The sequence below is a fragment of the Algoriphagus sp. genome, assembly GCF_029254265.1.
In the GTDB taxonomy this organism is placed as follows: domain Bacteria; phylum Bacteroidota; class Bacteroidia; order Cytophagales; family Cyclobacteriaceae; genus Algoriphagus.
Map to the genome: position 1 here is coordinate 1 of NZ_JAQWXX010000134.1, position 14,375 is coordinate 14,375.

Annotated in this window: 14 protein-coding genes; 6 read left to right on the plus strand and 8 right to left on the minus strand. The window is 38.1% G+C overall.

All coding sequences use genetic code 11. From position 1 onward, the window contains the following. Positions 1-143: 143 nt before the first annotated feature. The 5 genes from P8O16_RS20320 to P8O16_RS20340 form a co-directional block, all read right to left on the minus strand. Positions 144-332 carry a hypothetical protein gene (locus tag P8O16_RS20320; protein ID WP_075351073.1) on the minus strand — a complete coding sequence of 63 codons (189 nt, stop codon included), beginning with the start codon at positions 330-332 and terminating at the stop codon, positions 144-146. A gap of 60 nt (positions 333-392) precedes the next feature. Beyond that, positions 393-875 (minus strand): hypothetical protein, encoded by a 483-nt coding sequence (locus tag P8O16_RS20325; protein WP_075351072.1) that lies wholly within the window; start codon positions 873-875, stop codon positions 393-395. 101 nt (positions 876-976) lie between these two features. Next, complete coding sequence (locus P8O16_RS20330) at positions 977-1,333, minus strand: response regulator (RefSeq protein WP_300318153.1); 357 nt, start codon at positions 1,331-1,333, stop codon at positions 977-979. A 109-nt stretch (positions 1,334-1,442) separates the two neighbouring features. Next, positions 1,443-1,766, minus strand: coding sequence for a DUF962 domain-containing protein (locus tag P8O16_RS20335; RefSeq protein ID WP_300318156.1), 324 nt, complete (start codon positions 1,764-1,766; stop codon positions 1,443-1,445). After that, positions 1,766-2,353: a DUF4136 domain-containing protein gene (locus P8O16_RS20340; RefSeq protein ID WP_300318159.1), complete on the minus strand. Its 588-nt coding sequence runs from the start codon at positions 2,351-2,353 to the stop codon at positions 1,766-1,768. The genes P8O16_RS20335 and P8O16_RS20340 overlap by 1 nt, the downstream gene beginning before the upstream one ends. 130 nt (positions 2,354-2,483) lie before the next feature. Between P8O16_RS20340 and P8O16_RS20345 the strand changes: the two genes are divergently transcribed. Next, positions 2,484-2,966 (plus strand): dCMP deaminase family protein, encoded by a 483-nt coding sequence (locus P8O16_RS20345; protein WP_300318162.1) that lies wholly within the window; start codon positions 2,484-2,486, stop codon positions 2,964-2,966. Here the strand turns inward: P8O16_RS20345 and murB are convergent. After that, positions 2,963-3,976, minus strand: coding sequence for a UDP-N-acetylmuramate dehydrogenase (gene murB, locus P8O16_RS20350; RefSeq protein ID WP_300318165.1), 1,014 nt, complete (start codon positions 3,974-3,976; stop codon positions 2,963-2,965). The genes P8O16_RS20345 and murB overlap by 4 nt on opposite strands. A gap of 77 nt (positions 3,977-4,053) precedes the next feature. Here murB and P8O16_RS20355 point away from each other — a divergent pair, with 77 nt between their 5' ends. From P8O16_RS20355 to P8O16_RS20365, 3 genes are read left to right on the plus strand one after another with little or no spacing between them, the layout of a single operon-like run. After that, entirely contained in the window at positions 4,054-4,998 is a 945-nt protein-coding gene (locus P8O16_RS20355; RefSeq protein ID WP_300318168.1) for a succinylglutamate desuccinylase/aspartoacylase family protein, read from the plus strand. Between the two features lie 44 nt (positions 4,999-5,042). Then, the gene (gene egtB, locus P8O16_RS20360) at positions 5,043-6,188 is read left to right on the plus strand and encodes an ergothioneine biosynthesis protein EgtB (RefSeq protein ID WP_300318170.1); all 1,146 of its coding nucleotides are present in this window, start codon (positions 5,043-5,045) and stop codon (positions 6,186-6,188) included. A gap of 4 nt (positions 6,189-6,192) precedes the next feature. After that, the gene (locus P8O16_RS20365; RefSeq protein ID WP_300318172.1) at positions 6,193-7,158 is read left to right on the plus strand and encodes an L-histidine N(alpha)-methyltransferase; all 966 of its coding nucleotides are present in this window, start codon (positions 6,193-6,195) and stop codon (positions 7,156-7,158) included. Positions 7,159-7,206: 48 nt separating this feature from the next. Here P8O16_RS20365 and P8O16_RS20370 read toward each other — a convergent pair whose 3' ends face one another. Beyond that, positions 7,207-8,937 (minus strand): phospho-sugar mutase, encoded by a 1,731-nt coding sequence (locus P8O16_RS20370; RefSeq protein ID WP_300318175.1) that lies wholly within the window; start codon positions 8,935-8,937, stop codon positions 7,207-7,209. Positions 8,938-9,114: 177 nt separating this feature from the next. Between P8O16_RS20370 and P8O16_RS20375 the strand changes: the two genes are divergently transcribed. Then, positions 9,115-11,925, plus strand: a complete 2,811-nt coding sequence (locus tag P8O16_RS20375; protein WP_300318177.1) for a glycoside hydrolase family 2 TIM barrel-domain containing protein — start codon at positions 9,115-9,117, stop codon at positions 11,923-11,925. A 22-nt stretch (positions 11,926-11,947) separates the two neighbouring features. Continuing rightward, on the plus strand, positions 11,948-13,765 hold the full coding sequence (locus tag P8O16_RS20380; RefSeq protein ID WP_367182866.1) for a glycoside hydrolase family 2 protein: 1,818 nt from the start codon (positions 11,948-11,950) through the stop codon (positions 13,763-13,765). On the opposite strand, the gene P8O16_RS20385 is transcribed toward P8O16_RS20380, so the two are convergent. Beyond that, positions 13,762-14,343: a hypothetical protein gene (locus P8O16_RS20385; protein WP_300318180.1), complete on the minus strand. Its 582-nt coding sequence runs from the start codon at positions 14,341-14,343 to the stop codon at positions 13,762-13,764. The genes P8O16_RS20380 and P8O16_RS20385 overlap by 4 nt on opposite strands. Positions 14,344-14,375 lie beyond the last annotated feature (32 nt).

Here is a 14,375-nt window from a genome sequence, read left to right on the forward strand (position 1 = left end):
GAAAGAATACCTCTGAAAAACTAGTTTTCAAAGGACTGGCTTCGTCGGCCTACGGCCTCCTCTGCCAGTCCTTTGAAACATAAATTTAAACCTAGACACAGTTTAATGAACTATCCCAAAATAAACTACAAACGAAGTGTTAATTAGTCTATTTCGTCATCAAAATCCTCATCGATGTCTTCGTCAAGTTCATCCTCGTCAAAATCCACAATGTTATCATCTAAGAATTCATTGTCATCATCCAAGTCATACTCATCTTCAAAATCACTGTCGAAATCATCACCATCTTCGATGTCTTCAACATCATCAAAATCGTCGTCAAAATCAGCCATAGTTTAATTAGAAAGAGGTTTTGTTAAATACTGATGCTAATTAAAATATTTTTTCTTTGCCTACAATAAAGCAACAGCTAATTTTTTTTCTTCAATTGCTATTTCAGATTCTACATTTTCTTTCACCCAAGCTTTTCTAAGTAGTTCTGACCAAGTCTTCATATAATAGATTACATCTTCTTTTGAGTTTTTAGATATTGATCTCCTTCTTTCAAAGGGCATAGCTGATAAGATTTTTGGGTCAGATAGTCTTTCCAAATGAGATAAATCCTCAATAGTTAATCCAAACTCTAACATCTTACTAATCATTAGATCCATTGGGTATCCACTTGTGGGGCAAAAGTCTACAAGTTGTTGATTCCAGTCGCCATATCTCCCCATCGCATACCGATGGATTTCCGACTTTTCTAACTTGGTTAATTCTTGGGCAAGATTTCCGCAGTTGCAAGCTCCCATATGACCCCATTGATATGGAGATCCATTGGAAAGCTTAAAAATGGTCTTTTCTAGTGCCGAAATTAATTCTGGGTTTGCAATAGCCATATGGGTAAAATTTGATTCATAAACATAACCAATATCGTATCCAAGGGTTTGTCAAAAAAGTAAAATCAAAAAAAAAGACCTTAAGAAAGGCCGAATAGGAATCAACTAAAGATGGATTTTATATACTTCTTGATGAGTGGCTTTGAAAGATAATCTTTTACAATACTGTAATTTCTTGCTTTTGAAATATCTCTATCGTCAACAGAACTACTTAAAATATAGATCTGAGCCTGATTTTGGTCAGAATTAAAGGAATCTAAAAAATCCCATCCATTCATTTCAGGCATATTTAGATCTAAAAACAAATAATTGGGGCGTATTAAATATATTTCTTTTAGTGCCTGTTTTGCACTTTGGTATTTAAAAAATTTACAAGGTTCACTTACATTTTTGGATATAAGTTTCTCAGTCACAAATGTGCTGATGGGGTCATCGTCGATAAGTACTATGGTTAACATCAAATCCAAAAACTTAAGATTGAAATACAAATATCCTAATACAAAAGTAGCAGGTGTTATTAATTTATCAAATATGTTGCCAGAAATAATCCAATCTTTCTTTAAATTTTTATTTTTCGATGATTCGGAATTTTTCTTTTCCTCTTAAAAGATCAAAAAATAGAATAAAGTCAGATGCTAAGCTGAATAAGGGATATTTGAAAGTTGCAGGCTTATTCTTTTCAAAAAAGAAATGTCCTACCCAAGCAAATCCGTATCCAACAACTGGGATGGAGTATAACCAAACATAGTTTTGGGTAACCAAAGCGGAAACTAAAATCATGAACAAAAGACCCGTGCCTACAAAATGAAGCATTCTGCAGGTGTAGTTTTGGTGCTCAGATAGGTAATAAGGATAAAACTCCTTCAAGGTTTTCATTTTAGTTTCCATCATTAGTTAGGGTTTTTGTAAGATTGAATTTCTGAGATAAATCTTTCAACAATTTTATCTGTTGTTTTTAAAATTCTATTATCCTTCGTTTTTTGACTTGAAACCTCGGTAACGCCTGTCAAAGTCATCAAGAACTTGTCTTGTTTTGGATCAATAAAGTCGACAATCACTTGTACCAGTTCATAGCTTGAGGTTGTGCTCCTATTGTAATTATCTACATATGGATTGTACATCCATGGATCCCATACTCGATATCCCCAAAAAGGATATGGATTTAAATTATTATTTATTTCGCGCTCCCTCGGATCCTCATTGGAGGTATATCTAATGACAAGATCGGGTTGTATCTTATCGTAAACCAAGCCTTCCGCCTCTAGTGCTTCTTGAAGATGGATTTGCACCTGAGCATCTATGAACTGGGATGAAAATCCGCGCATACCGATTTCTTGGTTTATTAGCACAAAAGTCTTGTAGGGTTTATTTATGGGGATTTCAGAGTTTTCTTTGAAAACTTCGATTGAACTACATGAGCTTAGAAAAATCAAACCAAAAGAGAAGAAAAGTAAAGTGATAATGGATGGTTTTGTCATTTTTTGTTCTTTTTCTTCAAAAACGAATAAGGTCCTTGAAAGTTAAAATTTAAAATTTAAACGAAAAACAAGTGTAGATAAGTACATGATTCTTCCTGCTCAAATACTATTTTTGGGCAAATTATAGAAAATGAACAAACCGGATTTCGACGATATTTTCATGGAATTGGCAGTTAATCTTGCCCAAAAATCACACTGTATCAAAAAACATGTGGGAGCTGTCCTAACTAAAGACACTCGAATAATCTCTATTGGATATAATGGGCCTCCTGCCGGTACCCACAATTGTGATGTTGAGTTTCCTGAAAATGGATGTGCTCGAGATAGCAAAGGAAGTTGTTCTTTGGCTCTTCATGCGGAGCAAAATGCCATTCTTTATGCTGTAAAAAATAACACAACAGTAGAAGGATCTACGCTTTATGTGACACTTTCTCCCTGCCTCGCTTGCGCAAGGATTATTTTTTCAATGGGTATTTCAAAAGTAATTTTCCTCTTTTCGTATGCAGAATATAAAGGGATCGGAAGTGACGAAGGAGTTGATTTTCTGCGAAAATTTGGTGTGAAGGTGGAGAAATATGACAAAACCTTTGAAGTAAATGATGCGCTTGTTTAAAGGAAGTTAACTTCTGGGCTGAGTTCTATTTGAAATTTCTCAAAAACTGACTTTTGTATTTTTTTTGAAAGTGCTACAATTTCCTCTCCTGAACCATTTCCATAATTGACTAGTACAAGAGGTTGGTTTTGATGAACGCCTACATCGCCAAATCGCTTCCCTTTCCATCCCGCCTGCTCAATCAGCCATGCAGCGGGAATTTTGGTTCCTTCTTCGTTTTTATAACCAGGTATATCTGGGTAGTTTTCTTTCAATTTTTCAAATTCCGAATTAGGAATGGTAGGGTTTTTAAAAAATGAACCACTATTTCCGATTTCTTTTGGGTCAGGAAGCTTTGACTGACGAATTGAAATAACAGCATCGGAAATCGCTTTTAAGCTTAATTCCTTCACACCTTTTTCCTGGAGCGTTTGCTGAATAGCTCCATAAGTAATCTTAAAATCAGGTGATTTTTTAAGTCTAAAAGTTACCGAGTAGATAATGAATTGATTTTTTAATTCATGCTTAAATACGCTCTCTCTGTAGCCAAAATTGCAATCAACACCTTCAAATTTCCGAATCGAAAAATCATTTCGATCAATGGCTTTTAAATTTTCAAAAACCTCTTTGATCTCCACGCCATATGCACCGATGTTTTGCATTGGCGAGGCTCCAACTGTACCCGGGATCAGCGATAAGTTTTCAATTCCACCCCAATTTTGATCGATTGTATAAAGGACTAAATCATGCCAAATAACTCCTGCTCCGACCTCAATAAGAACTTCATCCGTTGTTTCCTCAAGCAAGGTGATCCCCTTGATTTCAATTTTAATTACTAGGCAATCAAGATCCTGAGTTAAAAGAATATTACTACCGCCTCCTAATATCAAGACTTTCTCATTATTTAATTTGGCCCATTTCAAAAGCGCTATGAGCTCCTCCAAATTATTGGCAACTGAAAAATATTTGGCCTTTTTGTCAATCCCAAAAGTGTTATACGCCTTCAGCGAAATGTTTTCTAGTATATTCATGAATGAATCCTTGTGATGCGAAATAAGTAAGATTTTGAACCAATAGAAAATCAAAGGATCATCCAAAACTAGATTTAATGAAAGAACTTTTAATTAATGGGGTCAGGATTCGTCAGGGACAATCCATGAATATCGAGTTACCAATTGCCAAACTTCCCACTCATACATTAATTGATTTACCCATATTTATTAGATCTGCTAAAGAGGAGGGCCCTGTTGTACTGATAAGCGGTGGTGTACATGGCGATGAAATCAACGGGATAGTTACTGCCAAAAGACTTTTAGAAGAAGTGGATGAGGGGTTAACGTTATTAAAAGGAACACTTATTTTCATTCCTTTGGTAAATATTTATGGTTTTCTATCTAATTCCCGCACATTCCCAGATGGAAGAGATTTGAATAGAAGTTTTCCCGGTAGTAAAAAAGGCTCTCTTGCAGGACGTATTGCCTTTATTCTTAATGAGCAAATTATCCCTCAGATAGATTATGGAATTGATTTTCATACGGGAGGGCGAATGTTGAGTAATTACCCTCAAATCCGCGTGGACTACTCGGATAAAAAAGCAATGGAATTGGCAAAAGCCTTTGGAACTCATTATATTCTCAATTCAAAGTACATTGAAAAATCATTCCGAAAAGCAGCTTTTAAGGCTGAAAAGCGGATTTTGGTTTATGAGGGAGGTGAATCTATGCGATTGGACGATTATGCAATTGAAGAAGGTGTACAGGGAACCAAGAGGCTTCTCGCAAGCTTAGAAATGATAGATTATAATTCTACTCCTCAAGAAACGATTTTCCTGAAAGAGAGCAACTGGGTTAGAGCAAGGTCTTCTGGAATATTTAATGCTTCTGTCAAACTAGGAGATTCAATTAAAAAAGGACAGGTTCTAGCAAGAATATCAGACCCTTATGGTCAGATTAAAGAGCCAATAAAGTCCCCGACAAATGGCTATGTTCTCGGGTTGAATAATCTTCCTGTGATCAACGTAGGGGATGCATTAGTACATATTGGAAACGAATAAAAAAATTGAATAATTGGCTTAATTGCCAAAAATAGCTGAGTTTAATGTCTATTTTAGAAAGTTTTCGTAGTGTTCGCAAACGCTCCTTGGATCTTTGCAAAAACCTGATAATTGAAGATTTTTCACTTCAAGCTTCCGAGGAAGTAAGTCCTCCTAAATGGCATCTTGCGCATACGACTTGGTTTTTTGAGCAATTTATCCTCGTTCCGAAAAATCCTGAATATCTGGTCAAACATCCTCAATTCAATTTCCTTTTCAATTCTTATTACAACACGCTTGGATCGCGGACGGTAAGAAATCAGCGGGGGTTGATGTCCAGACCTCCGGTATCAGAGGTTTTAGAATACCGAACCTATGTTGATGATGCAATGGAAAGACTTATAAATTCTGGTGATTCGGAGATCTTAGAGCTAGTTGTCCTTGGTCTAAATCATGAGCAGCAGCACCAAGAATTGTTGATCACGGATCTCAAATTTAGCCTTTGGCATAATCCGATTGACCCTGAGGTAATGGAAATTGGAGAATATGAGATAGAGGAAGGGGTGGGCTGGACGGAAATCAAGGAGGGGATATATGAAATAGGTCATTCAGGAAAGGACTTTTGCTTTGACAATGAACTCAATCGTCACAAGGTTTATTTGAATGATTTTGCAATTTCTAATCGCTTGGTGACTAATTCGGAATATTTAGAATTCATAAATCAGGGAGGTTATGAAAATCCTGTTTTTTGGCACGATGAAGGCTGGACTTGGGCAAAAAATCTCGAGATCAAAGCACCTCTCTACTGGGAAAAAAAGAACTCGGATTGGACCTATTATACTTTAAACGGTAGAAAGAAACTCGATGATAATGCAGCTGTAGCCCACATAAATTTTTATGAAGCGTCTGCTTATGCTAATTGGAAAGGAGCAAGGCTCCCCACGGAATTTGAATGGGAAGTTGCCAATCAGAATTTCAGTTGGGGGAAGCGATGGGAGTGGACCAATTCTTCCTATTTGCCTTATCCAGGTTTCAAAGTTGCACCAGGAGCTCTTGGTGAATACAATGGGAAATTTATGGTTAATCAAATGGTACTCCGGGGAGCATCAATTGCCACATCTGAAAATCATTCGAGATCAACTTACAGAAATTTTTTCCACCCGCACTTCCGATGGCAATTCATGGGAATACGTCTAGCGAAATCCCTTTAAAATTATGAATGCAAAAAATTCTGACTTTGGAAGCTTTGCCCAAGACGTTCTGTTAGGGCTTAGTTCAAATCCGAAGACACTTTCATCAAAATATTTTTACGATGCAAAAGGAGATAAACTTTTTCAAGAAATCATGGCTTTGCCTGAGTATTATCTGACAAGAAAAGAGTTTGAGATTTTAGAAAGTCAGCATAAACAAATTTTAGAACCTGTTTTAGAATCAGGTGAATCATTTAATCTTATCGAACTTGGGGCAGGGGATGGTTTGAAAACAAAAATTCTACTCAGATATCTTCAGGAAAAGAAGGTTGACTATTCTTATTTCCCAGTTGATTTCTCAGGATCAGTTTTAAAAGAATTGAAAGATAGCTTGACTCAGGAAATGCCTGAGTTGAAAGTCACTTCAATTGAGGACACCTATCGTGGCGCTTTAAAAGAAAAGGCTTGGGATAATGGGAAAAGAAGCCTCATTCTATTTTTAGGTTCCAATTTGGGTAATTTTCAATTGAAAGAAGCTCATGAGATTTTAGACCATTTGATGATTGGAGCTAATCATTCGGATTGGGCAATGATTGGATTTGATTTGAAAAAAGACCCTCAAACAATCCTGAATGCTTATAATGACCCTACTGGAGTCACAAAAGCATTTAACTTAAACTTATTAGCCCGAATCAATAAGGAACTGGGGGCAAATTTTGACTTAGATTCATTTATTCACTGGCCAACATACGATCCTATTTCCGGTGAGTGCCGGAGTTACCTTGTTTCCACTAAAAAGCAACAGGTTTATTTTTCCTCGAATCAGGAAACGATTCATTTTGAGGCATTTGAACCTATTTTTATGGAAGTAAGTAAAAAATACAACCTAATTGAGATAGGTGAATTAGCCGAGAGAAGCGGCTTCAAGGTTATTAAAAACTTCACAGATCCAGAAAATTATTTTGCAGATTGCCTTTGGCAGAAAAAGTAAAAAAAAGCGACATTGAATTTCAACGTCGCTTTTTTTGGTTTCAGCTTTTTAGCTAAAATACTCTTTCAAGCCTTCAAGTTTTTTGGCAAGTTCAGCTTCTTTCTTTCTGTAATCAGCGACATTTTCAAGCGGTCTATTGACAGAGAAATAATACTTGATCTTTGGTTCTGTTCCAGATGGTCTAGCAGATATCTTACTTCCATCTTCTAAATAGAATTGCATCACGTTTGACTTGTCCATGTCGAGCTTTTCTGTTTTCCCGGTTTTGACGTAGGTTATAGTACTTTCCTTCACATCCACGATTCGTTCTACAGGGATTCCATTCATTTCCGTAGGAGGATTTGTCCGGAATCCATTCATCAAAGCCTGGATTTGTTCAGCCCCATCTTTTCCTTTTTTAGTGACTGAGATTAAAGATTCTTTGTAGAAACCATATTGGGTGTAGATTTCAGCCAAAACATCAAAGACTGTTTTACCCTGTGTCTTGTAGTAGGCTATCATTTCAGCCACCATAGCACAAGCCGAAACACCATCCTTGTCCCTCACAAAATCCCCAACTAGATAACCGTACGATTCCTCTCCGCCGCAGATGAACTTCTTTTTCCCTTCGAGTTCTAAAATGATTGATGCAATATTTTTGAATCCTGTCAGAACCGAAAAACAGGTTACATCAAATCCTTTTGCGATTTCATCGATTAGCTCTGTGGTCACAATTGTGTTCACTATAAATTGATTTCCATCAAGCTTTCCGGCTTCTTTCCACCTACTCAAAAGGTAATAAGTCAAAAGTGAACCAGTCTGATTACCATTTAAAAGTTCGAATTCTCCGCTTGCATTAGGAACAGCAGCAGCATATCTATCCCCGTCAGGATCACAAGCCAAAACCAATTCAGCTCCAACCTCTTTCCCTAGTTTGAGGGAAAGGGTCAAGGCTTCAGCTTCCTCTGGATTTGGATAAATCACGGTTGGGAAATTTCCATCTGGCTCAGCCTGCTCTTTCACTATATTGATATTTTCAAATCCGAAGCCACGAAGCGCGGCAGGCACCATTTTACCTGAGGCACCATGGATCGGTGAGAAGACTATTGGCATGTCTTTTTGAGCTTCAATGGCTCCCTTGGAGAGACTTAGACCCTTAACTTTCTCCAGATAGATTGCATCAAAGTCTTCTTCTATATAGGAGAAAAGCGCATCATTTTTATCAAAATTCACCTGATCAAAAGAAGTGATCTTTTGCACTTCGGTGATTATATTTTTATCATGCGGTGCAACCACCTGAGCGCCATCTTCCCAATAGGCTTTGTAGCCGTTGTATTCTTTTGGATTGTGGGAAGCGGTGATCATTACGCCACTTTTACATCCAAAATGGCGAACTGCAAATGATAACATAGGAGTAGGACGCATATCTCTGAAATAGAGCACGTGGATACCATTGGCAGTCAATACGTTTGCAGTCGTAGTTGCAAAAAGAGTATTGTTGATTCTGCTGTCATGAGTGATAGCTACTCGGATTTCCTGGTTTGGAAAGCATTTCAAAAGGTAGTTTGCTAAACCTTGTGTTGCCATTCCGATTGTGTAGACATTCATCCGGTTGGTACCTACACCCATCAACCCTCTTAGTCCACCTGTTCCAAATTCCAGGTCTTGATAAAAAGAGTCAATCAGTTCTTTGGGATTTTCCTTGATGAGTGTTCTGATGGTAGATTTGGTTTGCTCATCTACATTTCCAGCAAGCCAAGACTCGGCTTTCGCTAGGATTGAAGGGTCTATTGAAGTCATATTTCAAAAATTTCTATATGGGTCTAAGATATGTAATTTGTTAAAAAATGCCATTCTGATAGGTAAATGAATTAAGAAATATTTGTTTGAAGAAATTGCTCATTAAAAGCAGAAAAAATTTTTATCCCATCGACTTTGACCTATTTTTAATATTAGGATATCATCTAAATAGCCAATATGAAGAATCATTTCTTTCGGATTTTCCTTTTTGCTTTCACTTTTTCGATAAGTATTAATCTTGGCTTTGCCCAGCAGCAATCCAATTTATATCAGCGAATTTATCTTAGTGGAAAAGATCATTCCAAAGCAGTGCTTTGGGATTTCAAAGTATCCGATGGAAGAAATAGCGGACAATGGACTAGAATCAAGGTTCCTTCCAATTGGGAAATGGAAGGCTTTGGTACCTTGAATTACGGTCATGATCACCGAGAATCTGATCGGGTTTTGGGAAAAGAAGTCGGATACTACAAACATCGTTTTTCAGGAAATCCTGATTGGAAAGGCAAAGTAATTCGATTGGTTTTCGATGGGGTGATGACCGATACTGAGGTGAAAATTAATGGACAGATTGTTGGTCCAATCCACCAAGGTGGTTTTTATAGATTCTCATATGATATCTCTGGTTTTTTGAATTATAAAAAAGAGAATATACTTGAAGTAAAAGTAAAGAAGCATTCTGAAAATGAATCGATTAACAAAGCTGAAAGAGAGGCTGATTTTTGGATTTTCGGAGGTATTTTCCGACCTGTTTTTTTGGAGATTTTACCCAAAACACACTTCACAAGAATCGCAGTAGACCCGAATGCATCGGGAAAGCTTACTACTTTATTAACCTTAAGTCAGGTACCGAAGGCTGCTCAGATTAAAATAGAACTATTCGAGCAAGGTTCTGATTTGGCCATAGGATCGAAAGTAGAGGATATCAGTTCTGATTCCGTTTGGATCAGTACTCAATTTGATCAGATTAAAGCCTGGAATCCCGAGACTCCAAATCTCTACGATGCCCGGTATTCGATTCTTCAAAATGGAAAAACGCTTTTTGAAAAGACTGAGCGGATCGGTTTTAGGACAGTTGAGCTTCGCAAAAATGATGGTTTCTATGTCAATGATGTGAAAGTCATATTTAAAGGTGTAAACCGACATTCATCTTATCCAACTACCGGAAGAGCTTTGTCAGAAGCCAATCATTTGGAGGATATTTTCTTGATGAAAGAAATGAATATGAATGCGGTTCGAATGTCTCATTATGTACCTGATGAACGATTTTTAGAATTGACGGATTCGTTGGGATTGTTTGTTTTGGATGAGGTGACAGGATGGCAAGATGCCTATGATACAATCGTGGGACCCAAGTTGGTTAAGGAAACGGTGCTCAAAGATGCCAATCACCCTTCAGTAGTAATTTGGGATCATGGAAATGAAGGTGGATGGAATTTTGCCAATGAAAAAGGTTTCCACCAGTTAGATATTCAAAAGCGTCCCATCCTTTATCCTTGGTTACAGCGAAATGGCTTTGACACTTTTCATTACCCGCGTTATGATGCTGGAATCAATAGACTGACCAGCGGTCAAGATGTTTTTTTACCTACCGAATTACTTCATGGACTTTATGATGGTGGTTTGGGCGCTGGTTTAGATGATTTTTGGCAGAGCTACACGTCCAATCCACTCGGTGCTGGCGGTTTTTTGTGGGTTTTTGCAGATGAAGCGATTTTGAGAAAAGATCTGGGAAATATCCATGATGTGGACGGAAATCATGCTCCAGATGGGATAGTAGGCCCATATCGGGAAAAGGAAGGCAGTTTTTATACCATCAAATCCATATGGTCTCCAGTGCAGGTAGAACCTTTTATTCTTTCTCCCAATTTTGATGGAAACATCAGAGTTACGAACAAATACCTTTTTTCCAATTTGAATCAAACCAAACTCAATTGGTCTATCGAGGCTTTTAACGGATGGAAAGAGCGAAGTGAAATCCACTCAGGTACCATAGACCTTCCTGAAGGAAAACCAGGTGAAACTAGGATCGTTAATTTGAATCTCCCTAGCTCATGGACTAGCGGTGATGTGCTTAAGATAACGGCAATTGGCATAAACGGTGAGGAGCTTTATACTTGGGCTAAGCCAATTCATAACCCCACAAAAGGAAATCAAAATTACTTCCGTAATGATCCTCCCTTGGAAACCCAAAACATTGTGGTCAGAGAGACATCAACTGATTTGCAGATAGCGGTAGGTGAAAAGATTTATTTCTTTGGAAAGAAATACGGAAATCTTCAATTGATCAGAGTTGACCGGGATTTAATTTCGCTTGTACAGCGTGAGGAGGTTGAGGGAGTAGAGTCAACTGTCTCAGAAGTGTCTTGGAAGAGAAATAAGGACGGTTCAATTCAGATACAATCAGAGTATAAACCTTATCCAGCAAAGATTACCTGGACTGTTTTGACTGATGGAAGATTGAAAATGGAATCTTCTGCCCCAAACTTCAACGGTAAGAATCTGGATATCCTTGGACTTGGTTTTTCTTATCCAGAGGAAAAAGTCATCAGTGCCCAATGGATAGGAAATGGTCCTTATCGAGTCTGGCAGAACAGATTGAAGGGTGTTGAATTTGGGCTTTGGGAAAAGGAATACAATAACACCATGACTGGTTTTAGCTTCGAAAATTTAATTTATCCGGAGTTCAAAGGCTTTCATTCTAATTTTCATGCACTTAACTTAAAGACTGAAGAAGGAGAGATAGAGATTCGGTCTGAAACACTAGGTTTATTTCTGGGGCTTTTTAATCCTGAAATCCCACCCCTTTCAACTCCAGGCACAAGACCAGTTTTACCAAAAGGTGATTTATCTTTCTTGTATAAAATTTCTCCGATTGGCACTAAGTTTCATCTGGCAGATGAAATGGGGCCACAGGGGCAAAAATCCAATGGAGTGGCTCATTCTGGCGATACCGGGTACTCGATGATTCTCTGGTTTGATTTTAAATGACTTTACCTAAACCTAGAAAACAATGATGAGAAATCTGTTTTTATCCTGCTTAATTAGCTTTTTAGCTGTTCAGGTTTTTGCTCAGGGGCCGATTCTCAAAACCGATTGGACCGACGAGGTGAATCCTGATTCACCCTTGCCGGAATATCCAAGACCTCAACTTGTTCGGGATAATTGGCAGAACCTCAATGGTCGATGGAATTATGCCATTCAAGCCAAAGGAACGGCCCCAACAACGATTGATCAGGGGGAAATCATTGTTCCTTTTGCAGCAGAATCCCTGCTGTCTGGAGTGCATAAAACCGTTGGACCTGAGGCTGAACTTTGGTACGAACGATCATTTGATCTTTCTTTAGAAAGAGGTGAAAACAGGATTTTACTTCATTTTGGAGCGGTTGATTGGGAATCTGAAATTTGGGTGAATGATCAACGCGTTGGAATCCATCAAGGTGGATTTGATGGTTTTAGCTTCGATGTGACGCCATTTCTGAAAAAAGGGAAAACCCAAAAAATCAAGGTGAGAGTTTGGGATCCGAGTGATTCGGGCTCTCAGCCTCGTGGAAAGCAAGTCAAAGACCCAAAGGGCATTTGGTATACTCCTGTCACTGGAATCTGGCAGACCGTCTGGCTGGAATCTGTTCCAGAGACTCATCTTAAATCTCTTTATTCTGTGACTGATTGGGAAAACTCGGCACTGATTTTTTCTCAGGAAATCACTGGTAATTCCGAGGGTATGCAGCTTCAGATAACGCTCATGGAAGCTGGAAGGGAGATTTATTCAAGCCTAGCATCCGCTTCGGATACTCGAAAAATCATCTTGACCGATCCAAAAACATGGTCTCCAGATAGTCCATTTCTATATGATGTAAAAGTGAGCCTGTTAAAAGGCAAAAAAGTTATTGATGAAATTACATCCTATGCGGCTTACCGAGATATCCGAATGTCTAAAGATTCAGAAGGTTTCCAAAGGATGTTTTTGAATGGTAAACCGCTCTTTCAATATGGCCCGCTTGATCAAGGTTGGTGGCCAGACGGATTGTACACAGCTCCAACCGATGAAGCGCTAGCTTTTGATATACTTAAGACCAAGGAGATGGGTTTTAATATGATTCGTAAGCATGTGAAGGTAGAATCAGCAAGATGGTATTACCATGCGGATAAATTGGGAATGCTAGTCTGGCAAGATATGCCAAGTGGAGATATGGGGAATCGCTGGGAAGTACGTCCGGGAATTATCAGGGAAGGAATGAATAAAGACCGTACTCCTGAAAGTGAGCAGATTTTCAAAACCGAGTGGACAGAAATCATAAATGAATTCAAGTTTTTTCCATCGATTGTGGTGTGGGTTCCTTTCAATGAAGCTTGGGGACAATTCAAAACAGCTGAGATTGTGGACTTAACCAGGAAATTGGATCCTACACGGCTGATCAATTCAGCGAGTGGAGGTAATTTTGAAATGGAAGGAACAGATGTGGTGGGAGATATTCTGGATCTTCATAATTATCCAGACCCTGTTATGCCTGACCCAGGGACCTTTGGTAAATCTGATTTGATGGTTCTGGGAGAATTTGGTGGATTAGGATTGCCTATCGAAGGTCATACTTGGTTGAATAAAGATAATTGGGGCTATCAGTCTTTTACTACGAAAGCGGATTTACAGACCCGTTATGAAAGACTAATGGCGGATTTGAAAAAGCTCATTCCACTTGGTTTGGCAGCTGCTATCTATACTCAGACCACAGATGTAGAAATAGAAACGAATGGTTTGATGACTTATGATCGGAAGATTTTTAAGTTTGACGAAAAGTTTTTAAAAAACATTCATTCTGGGCTCTACTAACTCTTCGAAAGTAAACCAACTGTTCCTACTCCTAATTTTCTCATGATCGAAGAAATATCTCCTTGTTTGTAATTAGTTCGTGTGACTTGATCCTTCTTGAAAATAATTACATTCCCCTCCCATGTGCTTGGAGCTGATGGTACGAAAACCACACAGTCTCCATTTTCAAATTCATCCACTAGAAAGCCAAACATTAATCCGTCAATTGGAACGAGTACTACTGGAAACTCTTTTTCAGATTTTAAACCAGCCTTACTCTCTAAGCTAGTTTTCATCAATAAATACCCAGGAAAAAGAGAAAGGACATTTTCTTCAATCCATTTAACCATTACTTTTCCCAATCCGAAACTGGCAATCCAACCTGCTAAAAAGCAAATTAATACAATGATCAGGATGGTAAGAATATAAGGCACATTTAGAATGGAGCTATTGATTTCGAGCTCATTACTAATCGCTTCTGCCACTGGCTTAATCAGCGCTATTCCTTTTTTTACAAAAAATAATACGAGAAGGATGGGTAAAAGAAAAAAAATTCCTCCTTTGATAGTCTTTGACACAAATGACAGGATTGTTTTCATAGATTTCTACTTTGAGTTTAAAAATTAAGAGA